Source organism: Streptomyces tyrfis (assembly GCF_037034285.1).
In the GTDB taxonomy this organism is placed as follows: domain Bacteria; phylum Actinomycetota; class Actinomycetes; order Streptomycetales; family Streptomycetaceae; genus Streptomyces.
In genome coordinates this window covers 58,630-70,967 of the sequence record NZ_JBAGJZ010000016.1, presented here as the reverse complement: position 1 = coordinate 70,967, position 12,338 = coordinate 58,630, and the positions used below count along the sequence as shown (strand labels likewise).

The 12,338-nt window shown below is 71.6% G+C and carries 10 protein-coding genes and 1 riboswitch; of the genes, 6 read left to right on the top strand and 4 right to left on the bottom strand.

What is annotated here, in order from left to right:
• Positions 1-128 precede the first annotated feature (128 nt).
• Both glpK and WA762_RS14880 read right to left on the bottom strand, forming a co-directional pair.
• Entirely contained in the window at positions 129-1,646 is a 1,518-nt protein-coding gene (glpK, locus tag WA762_RS14885; RefSeq protein ID WP_335936137.1) for a glycerol kinase GlpK, read from the bottom strand.
• Between the two features lie 72 nt (positions 1,647-1,718).
• The gene (locus tag WA762_RS14880) at positions 1,719-2,564 is read right to left on the bottom strand and encodes an MIP/aquaporin family protein (protein WP_335936135.1); all 846 of its coding nucleotides are present in this window, start codon (positions 2,562-2,564) and stop codon (positions 1,719-1,721) included.
• Positions 2,565-3,276: 712 nt separating this feature from the next.
• A riboswitch (cyclic di-AMP (ydaO/yuaA leader) is annotated at positions 3,277-3,435 on the top strand.
• Positions 3,436-3,437: 2 nt separating this feature from the next.
• Between WA762_RS14880 and WA762_RS14875 the strand changes: the two genes are divergently transcribed.
• Complete coding sequence (locus WA762_RS14875; protein WP_335936134.1) at positions 3,438-4,193, top strand: LysM peptidoglycan-binding domain-containing protein; 756 nt, start codon at positions 3,438-3,440, stop codon at positions 4,191-4,193.
• Between the two features lie 166 nt (positions 4,194-4,359).
• Here WA762_RS14875 and WA762_RS14870 read toward each other — a convergent pair whose 3' ends face one another.
• Positions 4,360-4,680 (bottom strand): hypothetical protein, encoded by a 321-nt coding sequence (locus tag WA762_RS14870; protein ID WP_335936133.1) that lies wholly within the window; start codon positions 4,678-4,680, stop codon positions 4,360-4,362.
• A gap of 361 nt (positions 4,681-5,041) precedes the next feature.
• Here WA762_RS14870 and WA762_RS14865 point away from each other — a divergent pair, with 361 nt between their 5' ends.
• Complete coding sequence (locus tag WA762_RS14865; RefSeq protein ID WP_335936132.1) at positions 5,042-6,439, top strand: APC family permease; 1,398 nt, start codon at positions 5,042-5,044, stop codon at positions 6,437-6,439.
• Between the two features lie 172 nt (positions 6,440-6,611).
• Here the strand turns inward: WA762_RS14865 and WA762_RS14860 are convergent, their stop codons facing one another.
• A complete protein-coding gene (locus WA762_RS14860) occupies positions 6,612-7,202 on the bottom strand; it encodes a lytic polysaccharide monooxygenase auxiliary activity family 9 protein (RefSeq protein WP_335936131.1) in 591 nt (196 codons plus the stop codon).
• 365 nt (positions 7,203-7,567) lie between these two features.
• Here WA762_RS14860 and WA762_RS14855 point away from each other — a divergent pair, with 365 nt between their 5' ends.
• From WA762_RS14855 to WA762_RS14840, 4 genes are all read left to right on the top strand, one after another.
• Positions 7,568-8,863: a HEAT repeat domain-containing protein gene (locus WA762_RS14855; protein WP_335936130.1), complete on the top strand. Its 1,296-nt coding sequence runs from the start codon at positions 7,568-7,570 to the stop codon at positions 8,861-8,863.
• 99 nt (positions 8,864-8,962) lie between these two features.
• A complete protein-coding gene (locus WA762_RS14850) occupies positions 8,963-9,730 on the top strand; it encodes an SMI1/KNR4 family protein (RefSeq protein ID WP_335936129.1) in 768 nt (255 codons plus the stop codon).
• Positions 9,731-9,773: 43 nt separating this feature from the next.
• A complete protein-coding gene (locus WA762_RS14845) occupies positions 9,774-10,634 on the top strand; it encodes a Gfo/Idh/MocA family protein (RefSeq protein WP_335936128.1) in 861 nt (286 codons plus the stop codon).
• A gap of 746 nt (positions 10,635-11,380) precedes the next feature.
• Positions 11,381-12,322, top strand: a complete 942-nt coding sequence (locus WA762_RS14840; protein ID WP_335936127.1) for a sterol desaturase family protein — start codon at positions 11,381-11,383, stop codon at positions 12,320-12,322.
• Positions 12,323-12,338 lie beyond the last annotated feature (16 nt).

Sequence of the window (12,338 nt, the reverse complement as noted above, 5' to 3'; positions counted from 1 at the left end):
GCGCCCGCGCGGCGGTCCCGGCGGGGGCCGGGCGTCCGGCGCTCGATCCGTCCGCGGCGTCCGACGGGCCGGAGCGGGCGACGGGCCCGGTGGGCGGGATCGGACAACCGGCCGGTCGGCGGGGCCGGTCAGTCCACCCTGACCCAGTCGAGGGTGCGCTCGACCGCCCGCCGCCAGTTCTCGTACCCCTCGGCGCGCCGCCCCTCGTCCCACTGCGGCTCCCAGCGCATCGACTCCTGCCAGTGCCCCCGCAACTCGCCCACGTCGCGCCAGAACCCGGTGGCCAGACCCGCCGCGTACGCCGCTCCCAGCGCGGTCGTCTCGGTGACGACCGGGCGGCTGACGGGCACGCCGAGGACGTCCGCCTGGATCTGCATGCACAGCTCGTTGGCGGTGACCCCGCCGTCGACCTTGAGCACGTCGAGGTGGACACCGGAGTCCCGCTCCATCGCCTCGACCACGTCACGTGTCTGATAGCAGATGGACTCCAGCGTGGCCCGGGCCAGATGGGCGTTGGTGTGGTAGCGGGCCAGCCCGACGATCGCGCCGCGCGCGTCCGAGCGCCAGTACGGCGCGAAGAGCCCCGAGAACGCGGGTACGAAGTACACGCCTCCGCTGTCCTCGACGGTACGGGCGAGCCATTCGCTCTCCGCCGCACTGCTGATGATCTTCATCTGGTCCCGCAGCCACTGCACGGCGGACCCCGTGACCGCGATGGAGCCCTCCAGGGCGTAGACCGCGGGAGTCTTCCCGAACTGGTACGCGACGGTGGTGAGCAGGCCGTGCCAGGACCGGACCGGTTCCGTGCCGGTGTTGAGGACGAGGAAGTTGCCCGTGCCGTACGTGTTCTTCGCCTCGCCCGGCTCGAAGCACACCTGCCCCACGGTCGCCGCGTGCTGGTCGCCGAGCACCCCGGTCACCGGGATCGCGGCGCGCAACGGCCGCGAGGTGCAGGCGCACCCGTACGCGTCCGGGTCCGAGGACGGGTTGATGACCGGCAGCATCCTGCGGGGGATGCCGAAGATGTCCAGCAGCTCGTCGTCCCAGTCGAGGGTCTCCAGGTTCATCAGCATGGTCCGGCTCGCGTTGGTCACGTCGGTGGCGTGGATGCCGCCCTCGGGACCGCCGGTGAGATTCCACAGCACCCAGGAATCCGTGGTCCCGAACACCGCGTGCCCGCGCTCCGCGGCGGCGCGGACGCCCTCGACGTGATCGAGGATCCACTTGATCTTGCCGCCGGAGAAATAGGTGGCCGGGGGCAGCCCCGACTTGCGCCGGATCACCTCGCCGTGCCCGTCGTTCTCCAGCGCCCGCGCGATGGAGTCGGTGCGGGTGTCCTGCCACACGATCGCGTTGCAGTACGGGCGGCCGTTGCGGGGGTCCCAGACGACGGTGGTCTCGCGCTGGTTGGTGATGCCGACGGCGTCCAGGTCCGAGGCGCTCAGCCCCCCGGAGCGGAGCGCGTTCTGCATCACGGAGTTGGTGCGCTCCCAGATCTCGACCGGGTCGTGCTCCACCCAGCCGGGGCGGGGCAGGATCTGCTCGTGCTCCAACTGGTGCTTGGCCACCTCGTTCCCGTCATGATCGAAGATCATGAAGCGGCTGCTGGTGGTGCCCTGGTCCACCGCCCCGATGAAGTCCGCCATGGTGTGTCGCCTCTCCTGAATCCGCGGCCGGTGCCGGCCCCTCGGGCCCGCGTCCGGCGCGGGAACCGGTCGTCACCTCTCCGGTGGTGCGGGGATCCGGCCCTCCGGCTCCGGCTCCGCCGCGGGGATGAAACGGCCGACGAGGTGCGTGTAGAGGAGGGCGCCGAGCGGGCCGCCCACGAGCGGACCCACGATCGGCACCCAGAAGTAGAGATTCCCGTACTGGTCCCGCCACGCCCCTCCATAACCCGTCAGAAAACTTGCCAGCCGGGGCCCGAGGTCGCGTGCGGGATTGATCGCGTAACCGGCGTTGGTTCCGAAAGCCATGCCGATGGCCACCACGACGAGACCCACGACGAACGGGCCCATATTGGCGCCCGGCGCCGTATTGAGAAGATCCGTGACCGCGAAGATCAGCAATACCAGAATGGCCGTCCCGATGATCTGGTCCCGGAACGCTCCCCATTCGGTGACGGGTAGTTCGATATTTCCGTTGGCGGGCAGGGTCGAGAAGACGGCCTGCGTCTTGACGGTGTGCCCGGGATCCACCCGGGCCAGTGCCTCGGTGTAATTCCAGCGCACCACGAGGGCGCCGACGAAGGCGCCCGCGAGCTGAGCGAGGGAATAGGGGACGACCTTTCGCCAGGGGAATCCCTTGAACGCCGCGAGCGAGACCGTCACGGCGGGATTGAGGTGGGCGCCGCTCAGCCTGCCCGCCACATAGACGCCCAGGGTGACCCCGAGGCCCCAGGCCCAGGCGATGCTGTCGTGGTTTCCCAGCCCGCCGCGGGGGTCGGTGAGCGCTCCGCCGGCCGCGACCTGGGCCACGACGCCACAGCCGAAGAGGATGAGGACCATCGTGCCGGTGAATTCCGCCGCGAGTTCCCCGAGCAATCCCGACAACCTGCGCCGCTCCATGGGGATCTCGCTTCCTGTCAGATCACGACCTTTGGCGGCATTGATCCAGAAACGAGCGTAGGCGCGCGGATGCGGCTCCGCACGCCGTGCGGAGCAGTCGCGTGACGCCGGCCGGCCGGGCCGCGACGGCCCGACCGTCCCGGCGGGGCGGTGGCGCGCTGGGCCCGGCGATGACGTTCCCGCTGGTCATCGCGCCGCCGGCCGGGCTGCGACCGACGGGCGGCCCGCATGGGCGCGACGGTCGAGAGGGCCGCCGCCCGGGCCGGGCCGTGCACCCGGGCGGCGCAACGGGGCGACCGCTCCCGGGCCGGGCGGGTGCCCCGGGAGCGTGGGTGAGGACTGGACGGCGGCCGCATCGGCGTCCGCTCCCAGGGGGGGGTGAATGTCCGGTTTTGAGCATATTTATGGTGAATTACATTTTTGGTCAGTAAAGGCGCTTTAGGTGCGTGCTGCGGCATTTGAGGGTGATACGAAAAGTCCCTTTTGTCGCCACGTGGCGTGAGTCACGAAAAGGCCAGCCGGATGACCCGGTCCGGAGCCCGGACCCTTTCTGGGCAAGGAAAGTTGGCCCCGCCGTGTGAGGTGGATTACTGCGAATTCCATGAATTGATCTTGCGGATCAATTGTGATCAATAAATAGGGACTTGTTTCGTTCTGCTTTCCTCGCCTACGGTCACGGTCAATCCGGACGGAACGCCGAATCCTGCCGCCGTCCGAGAAACCGACCCACTCACGTACGGCAGGAGCGGGGGAACCAGGTAGGCCGCCGGTCCGGTATCCGGAACGGCTCGGGGTGAAGTCGCATTCGTGCGGCCAGACATCTCCAGTCTGAACCCGACAGCTCACCTCGCAGGCGACGGAGAGGAATTCGTCATGACCGCAACGGGTACGTACCGTCGCCGCTCGACCATTTCGCTGAACCGCCGCCTCGTCGCCGCGGCGACGGGCGGAGTCGCCCTGGTGCTTCCGCTGATCGGAGCCGGATTCGCCTCGGCCGCCCCGGCGCAGGCCGCCGAGAAGACCTCGGTGTCGGCCGTCTCCACGGTCGGAACCGCGTCCGCGCCGAAGGGCGCGGCCGTCACGCATTCCGTGATCGCCGGAGACAGCCTCTCCACGATCGCGCGGGACTACTCCCTCGAGGGCGGCTGGCAGAAGCTGTACCAGGACAACCGGGAGGTCATCGGCGCGAACCCCGCCCTGATCCACCCGGGCATGAAGCTGACCGTCGGCGCCCAGGCCGGCTCCAAGGGCCCCGCCGGAATCTCCGCCGCCCCGGTCGCCGCCGTCAAGACCGCCCCCGTCGCCTACACGAACGACCTGGACGGCTGGATCAGGGAAGCGCTCGCCATCATGTCCGAGCACGGCATTCCCGGCAGCTACGACGGCATCCACCGCAACATCATGCGCGAGTCCTCGGGCAACCCCCGGGCCATCAACAACTGGGACTCGAACGCCGCCGCCGGCATCCCGTCCAAGGGCCTCCTCCAGGTCATCGACCCGACGTTCCGCGCCTACCACGTGCCCGGCACCGCGCTCGACAGCTACGACCCGGTCGCCAACATCACCGCGGCCTGCAACTACGCCGCCGACCGGTACGGCTCGATCGACAACGTGTTCGGCGCGTACTGACGCACCCCCGGCCCGGCCCCGCGCCGGCCCCGGAACCGACGGGACGCGCCCCTTCGGAGAGCCGCACGGCTCCCCGGAGGGGCGCGTCCCGTCATGGCGCACCCGCCCCGTCGCGCCGCCCGCCCCCGCCCGCACCCGGACGGGGGCGCGCCTCGTGCGGCGTGCCTCATTCCTGGGCGCGCTCCGCCGGGCGCTGCGGCCGGCCGCCGAGCGGCGGTCTGGGAACCTTCGCCGCCGCGCCCTCCCGGACGGACCGCACCGCCGCCTCGTGCAGACGCCGGCTGTCCTCCTCGGAGCAGCAGGGCACCGGGCTGCCCGACATGGTGAACCAGTCGATCGCGCCCGTGTACTGCACCGTCACCTGGGCCGTGTCGTCCGCCCAGGTCGTATGCACGGTCAGGTCCCCGGTCAGGACCCCGACCTCGTCCGTGAGCACGCCGCCGTGCCCGGAGAAAACACCACGAGTCGTCCATGACGCCCAAGCCATGCATCCAGGCTGGCACCTGATCGGAGGATCCGCGACCCGCGGAACGGCCCACGACCGCCGGGCACTCGACGCCCCGGGTGCCGTCGCCCGTCCGGAATCCGGAACGGGCGGAACTTTCCCCGCGGGGCCGGCTGCGGTTCCCGTACTCCCGGACACCCCGCGACTAGAAGCCCGAAGAAGCTCAAACCGTCGAAACGGATCACCGGGACAACGAATTCCGAAGGTAAACGGCTCTTGACCTATGGAACTCGTCAAGATTGCATGTTCGCGCCGGGAGTGAAGAGAACACACGCCACGTCCTCGTCTGGAGGCGATACCGCTCCCGTGCTCGTACATCACACCTGTTGATCGGAAACGCACGATGACCGAAACGCTCAGCGCTCCCCAGGCGCTCGCGCCGGCGACCGGCCCCACCCCGCAGAAGCTCAAGCGTTCCATCGGCGTCGTGGGCGGGACACTGCTCACGCTGTCGTGCGTGACGCCCGCCTCGACCCTCTTCGTGGTCGTGCCGGACCTGTTCTCCACCCTCGGCACGTACACCGCGCTCACCATCGCCGTCGGCTCGCTGCTCTGCATCGCGGTCGCCTTCTGCTACTCGGAGCTGGGCACCCTCATCCCGAGCGCCGGCGGCGAGTACGCGATGGTGTCGACCATGGCGGGCCGACTGGCCGGATGGCTCGTCTTCGTGCTGTCGCTGCTGGTCGTGATGATCGTGCCGCCGGTCATCGCCATGGGGACGGCCGACTACCTCGCCCCCGTCGTGCACATCCCGGCTCCTCTCGCGGGCGCGGGCGTCATGCTGCTCGCCACCCTCGCCGGGCTGCTGGACCTGCGGGCCAACGCCTGGATCACGGGGATCTTCCTGGTCCTCGAAGTGGTCGCGGCGGCCGTCGTCGCCGTCCTCGGCTTCGCCCACTCCGAGCGCGGGGCCTCCGCCCTGGTGCACGGCCAGGTCGCCGCGCCGGACGGCACGGTCTCCACCGTCACCACGATGATGGTGGTCTCGGGGCTCGCGATCGCGCTCTTCATCACCCAGGGCTTCTCCACGGCCGTCTACCTCTCGGAGGAGCTGGAGGACCCGCGCCGCAACGTGGCCCGCACGGTGCTCGCCACCCTGGCCATCTCCTCGGCGGTCATCCTGGTGCCCGTCGTCGCCATCACACTCGGCGCCCCGGACCTGGCGGCGCTCACCTCGGGCGATCTCAACACCATGGTCGCCGCCTGGTCCAACTCGGCCGTCGGCACCTTCGTCAGCCTCTGCGTCGCCCTCGCCATCATCAACGCGGGCATCGTCATGGTCATCCAGAACTCGCGGGTGCTGTTCGCCTCCGCCCGTGACAAGGCGTGGCCCGGCCCGGTCAACGACGCGCTGTCCCGGCTGGGCCGGTTCGGCTCCCCGTGGGTCGCCACCCTCCTCGTCGGCGTCCCCGGCGCGGCGCTCTGCTTCGTCAACCTCGACACCCTGTACGGCGTCACCGGCGTCTCGGTCACCGGGATGTACCTGCTGGTCGCTGTGGCCGCGCTGCTCTGCCGACGCGGCACGCACCGCGAGGTCCCGGCCTGGCGCATGCCGCTGTGGCCGGCCGTCCCTGTGCTGCTCATCGTCGTGCTCGCGTACATCCTGACCCAGCAGGAGGTCGAGTACCTGCTGTGGACCGGCGGCATCACCGCGGTCGCCACGCTCTACTGGGCGCTGTACCTGCGACCCCGGCCCGAGACCCGCTGGCTGGTCAGCATTCCGGAGGACACCCACGTCTGACCGCGCGGGCCGCGAACGCCGAGGCCGCCGCCGCCCCGCCAGGAACATTCCGGGCGGGGCGGCGGCGCGTCGGCCGGCGGCGGGGCCGCCGCCCGTGGGGCGCGGACCGCGGGGGCGCCGGTCCGGGCGCGGCTCGGCCCGGACCGGCGCCCCCGCGGAGTGCGGGACGGACTCAGAAGGTCACGTCCGAGCAGGCGTAGAAGGCGTTGCCGGTGTCGGCGATCGTCCAGACGCCGAGGATGAGGTGCTTGCCCGTCTTCTGCGGCAGCACTCCGGAGTGGCTCACCGTGGAGCCCGGCAGACGGCCGCCGAACGGCACGGTCAGGAACGGCTGCGGCTCCAGGTCGGCCCGGGTGAGCGGCTTGGTCGGGTCGTAGCCGTCCTTGGTGATGTAGTAGCGGAAGTCGGTCGTGGCGTGCCGGGCCTCGATCTGCCACCGGAAGGTGTAGTCCTGCCCGCCGGTGACCTTCGTCGCCGGCCAGTTGCCGCCGCGCGGGTCGTCGAGCTCGGAGAAGCGTCCGATGCCGCCGGCGCAGATCGTGCCGTCGACCGGACCCCGGGCGGGGAAGCCCTTCGGCCCCTCGACGCTCGGCGGCTCCCACTGGATCTGGCCGCAGTTGCGCACGGTGCCGTTGCCGCAGAGCTGCTGACGGCTGATGGGGGAGTCGGTGTACCCGTGGCTCTGGGCGGTGCCGGAGGTGGCGAGGAGGGAGATGCCGGCGATGCCGAGCCCGAGCAGTAACGAGGTGATCCTTCTGCGCATGCTTCGCTCCTGGGGGAGGTGTGGGGGCGCTGCGGGACGGGCGGAGGAGGCGGCGCCCCTCCGCGACGGGTCGTGCCTTCGAACCGGCGTCGTACGGTCCGGCCTCCGGCCGGGCGCCGCCGGCTCGACGACGCGACTTAGGTCTAGACCAAGTTCGAGACTAGCCAGGGGCGGCTGGTCATGTCCATACCAGAATCACGTGCCGCCGCCCGGCGTCGCGCCTCCTCGTGGGCCGGGCACGCGAGGGCCGCTCCTGGCTGACGCTCCGTCAATTCCCGCCGGACCGCGCATCGTCGAACGGCCGGGACGGGAGCCGAACCGGCGAGGGACGCCCCGTTGTCACACCCCTGTGCGACGCTGACGACGTGCTTGCGAAACTCGACACCATCGACTGGGTGGACCTGTCCCACGCCTACGGCTCCGCCGCCGACGTGCCCGACCAGATCCGCGCGCTCCGCTCGGCCGACCGCGCCGTCCGGGAGCGCGCCCTGGGCGAGCTGTACGCGAACATCTTCCATCAGGGCACCCGCTACCAGGCCAGCGCCGCCGCCGTGCCGTTCCTCCTGGAGCTGCTCGCCGATCCCTCGACCCCGGAGCGGTCCGCGGTCCTCGGACTGCTCACCGGCCTGGCGATCGGCTACGACGAGGCGCACCTCCCCGCCGGGTACGCGATCGCCGCCCACCGGGAGGCCGCCGAGGGCGGGCCGGAGCTCATGGCGGACGTCATGTCCCGGATGGCCGCGGAGCGGAACGGGCCCGGAGCCGAGGGCGACGCGCCCGAGGACGAGGACGACGAGGACGCGTACGACGACGAGGACTCGCTGTACGCGTACCTGGGGGAGCTCGACGACCAGGACCAGAACCGGGTGCACGCCTGGTTCGCGCTCGCCGCCTACGACGCCGTGCGTGCCGGGCTGCCGCTCGTCCGCGCCCTGCTCGACGCCGAGGACCCCGGGCTCCGCTCGACGGCCGCCCACGCCCTGGCCTGGTTCCCGGAGGAGGCCCCGGCCGGCGTGCCCGCCCTGATATCCCTGGCCGAGGACCCCGATCCGGTCGTCGCCGCCACGGCCCTGGCCGCCGTCGGCCTGCTCGCCACACCCGGAGCGGAGCGTGTGACGCCCGCGCTGGAGGCCGCGCTGGACGGCCCCGGGGAACTGGTGCGCTGGGGCGCCGCCACGGCGCTGGCCCGGCTGCACGGTCCCGCCGGGGGCCACCACCGGGCCGCCGAGGAGCTCCGCGCCCGGCTGACGGGCCACGGGGAACGAGGCGCCGAGGTCCCGTTCCTCGACGGCGACGTCAGGGGGTACGCGGCGCTGTCGCTCTGCCAGTTCGACGGCGCCGGCGCGGACGCGACCTTCACCGCTCTGCTGGCATCGCTGCCGGACGTCTCCGGGACCGAGGCGCTGCCCGTGGCCGAGGCCGCACTGCGACTGGCGTTCCCCGGCGGCCGCCTGCCCGACCGGACCCCGTTCGCCGCCCTCGACGACCGGCAGCGGCGGCTGCTCCGCGTGCTCGCCGACTCGCCCGGCACCTGGCGGCTGGGCGGCAGATCCTTCGGCAACTTCGCGCTGCTCGTGTCCGGTTACGGGCTGCCGTGCGACGCGGACGCGCTGGCCGCGTACACGACCGGCGCCGCGTCACCGGCCGACCGGGCGCGATGACGCGCGCGAGGTGCGGGGAAGGACGCCCGACTTCCCGCCGGGGCCCCGCTCCCGCCCGCGCCCGCCGTCCACGCGCCGATCCCTGGCAGACTCCCCGTCGTGATCCCTGACCTGGCACAGCTCCGAGACCTGATCGACGGCTCGCCGGACCTCGGCCACGGGCCGGCCGCCGCCCCGCCGGAGGCGGCGATCCGCGAAGCCGAGGCGCGTGTGGGCCCGTTGCCGCCGTCGTACCGGTGGTGGCTGGCGCGGTACGGCCACGGCCGGGCCGGGCGCGCGCAGATCGCGACCGTCGTGCCGGCCGAGTTCGCCGACGAGGTGTACGAGTCGGTCACCGCCGACTGGCGACGGGACGGCGCCCGGCTCTGCTTCGCCGTCGAACCCGACTGCGGGGACGGCTACTTCTTCGCCCTCGACCGGGACGGCAGGGCGGGGGACGGCGAACACCCGGTGGTGCGCCGCGACGGAACGGACGGCGAGGAGTACCCGGTGGCCGAGTCCTTCGCCGGATTCCTGGCCGTCCAGGACGCGTTGCGACGGGGCCTGGGCGACGGGCCCAACCCGTCGGTCGCCCGCCTGTGGCGGTCGACGCCGGGCGCCCTGCTCGACAACGGCGTCCTGGTGTACGGGCCGCACCTCATCGCGGAACGCAACGAGACCTTCGACGTCGCCCGATACGCGCCCCACTGGACGCTGATCGGGGACGACAGCGGCGGAGGCGGGCTGTTCATGCGCCACCACGGCCGGGACCGGACCGGCGTGTACCGGCTCGACCTCGGCGCGATCGGCGAGCCCGTCGAGACGCAAGGCGAACCGCTGACGGACGATCTGCTCGGCTGGGTGCGCGAGGGAGCCCCGTCGGCCTGACGGGGGCGGCGCGCCCGCGACGGCCGTCGGATAGCCTCTCCCGATGCGCATAGGGATCGTCGGCACCGACAACAGCCACGTCGACCACATCGTCGGTCACCTCAACGTCCGCCGGGCGGGCGGCGACGCACGGGTCGTGGCCCTCAGCGGCGGACGCAGCCGGCGCAACGAGGAACTCGCCGCCGCCGACGGAGCGATCAGGATCGTCGACGACCCCGCGGACCTGCTCGGCCGGGTGGACGCCGTCATCGTCGCGGACCGGGACGGCGCCCGCCACCGCGCCCAGGCGATCCCCTTCCTGACCGAGGGACTCCCGGTCTTCGTCGACAAGCCGCTGGCCCGCACCGTCGAGGACGCCCGGGCCATGACCGACGCCGCGCTGGCCCATGACGCGCCGCTCACCTCGTCCTCCGCCCTCCGCTGGATCCCCGACGCGGAGGCGCTGGCGGCCCGCACCGCACGCGGCGGGCCGCCGCACCTGGTCGTCGTGTCCGGGCCCGCCGACCCCGAGGGCGACCACGGCGGGATCTTCTTCTACGGAATCCACCCGGTGGACCTCGCGCTCCGGCTTGCCCCCGGCGAGATCTCAGGCGTGCGCACGGACGCCACCGACACCACCGTCACCGCCTCCTTCACCGCGGGCGGCGCCCGCGTCGTCGTGAACCTCGTCAAACCCACCGCCACCCGGCAGATCCCGTTCCACGGAATGACGTTCACCCAGGACGCCCTGGTCGAGCAGACCCTCACCCTGGACGCGCACTACTGCGTCCCGGGCCTGGAGGCGTTCCTGGAGATGGTCCGCACGGGCAGGCCGCCGATCGACTACCCCGACCTGCTGCGCCCCGTCGAGGTGCTGGAGGCCGTGGCCGCCGCCCTGAGCGCGCGGCGGCCCGCCTCCCGGTGAGGCGGCGGGACTCCGTCTCCTCGCCTCCGGCCCTTCGCCCGGCCCGGTCCGTCTCCCGTACCGGGCCCCGAGCGGCGGGCCCGGTACGGCCGGCCTCCGGCAGCCAGCGGTTATGAGCCAACCCGGATGGCGGTCGCGTACGGCGCGACGCGCGGGCCGCCGCCGGGCGCCGACGTGCCGGACGCCGAGAATCCAACGGGGCCGGCACCCCGTCAGGGCGAGGGCGGACCGTGTCGCCGTCGCCGTCCCCGAGGCCCCAGAGCCCGGTGGGCGCACGGCTTTTCCCCTCCCGCACGCAATTCCATCGCCTTCCCGTCGCGCACCTGCTCCTTTCGGCGCGCCCCTTATTCCGTGATGGAAAATATGAAAGCCACTCTGTCATCCATATGATTATTCACCCACTTGGGGGTGGGGTGAATTATTCGTATTCCGCCCGGCTGGTCCGCCCGGTTCATTGAAAAGCGTACGGGTGATGGATTCTCATGAGCCCGGCTGCCCGTCAGGACGGGGCCGGAATACGACGGTTGGGGGCGTCGGGAGGGGAAAAGAAAGAGAACGGGTTTGCTTGGCTTTCCCCGCCCCGGGACGCGGAGTCGGCGAAGTGATCCGTATCGGTCCCCGATGGTCCCTTGCTCATGCGTGAACGCCGGCGTCCGGTGCGCCGGTCTCGCGCGCCCGCAGGAAGTCGTCAGTCCACTCTCGCGGTCTGCGCATTTTCTGTGCTGTCTTTCATGAAGGTGCTGCGGATGGAAAACTGCGAACCACTGCCCGGTGGCGTTCCGGAGCCCGCCGCCGGTCCGCGGGCGCGGAAAGGTTCCCCCACACACCGGGCGCGTGCTCTGCTCAGGGTGTCGGCGTACCCGGTCCTGCTGCTGGCCGCGGTCTCGGTGGGCGCGGCGGCGCTGCGGTTCGGCTGGAGACCGGACCGGGTGAGTCCGTTCTTCCTGATCGGCACCGTCGCCTATCTCACCGCGCTCGAACGTCTGATTCCCTATCAGCGTTCCTGGCACCCCAGCGCCCGCGAATGGCGATGGTACGGGGTGTACTTCCTGCTCACGATGGCGGCCAGCGGACTGGCCCAGTATCTGGTCACCGCGACCGTCTCGCTGCTGACTCCCGAGGAGCCGGTCCTCGGCCTCTGGGCGGAAATCCCCGCGGCTCTCCTGACCGGTTCGCTGGCGAGTTACCTCGTGCACCGGCTCGGCCACACCAACCCGATATTGTGGCGATTCCACGGGGTTCATCATGTGCCGGACAAGGTCAACGTCGCGAACAACGGCGTCAACCACGTCCTGGACATCGTGATCGCCCAGGGATTCGTCCAGCTGGCACTGGCGCTGATCGGCTTCTCCCGGGAATCCGTGCTCGTCGTCGGACTGTTCGTGGCCGCCCAGGGATATTTCGTCCACGCCAACATCGACGTGCGCATCGGCCCGTTCAACCACCTGCTCGCCAGCCCCGAACAACACCGCCTGCACCACAGCACCGACCTGTCCGAGGCGGGCCACTACGGTTCGGACCTGTCGATCTGGGACCACCTCTTCGACAGCTACACCTGGAGGCCCGGCCGGGAACCGCTCGCGGTCGGACTGAGCGACCCCGCGTCGTTCCCGCCGACCGGCGAGATCGCCATCACCCTTCTCCACCCCTGGCGCCGCGCGAAGCGGGCCGGGCCCGGCGCCGTCTGACCGGTACCGCTTCCCC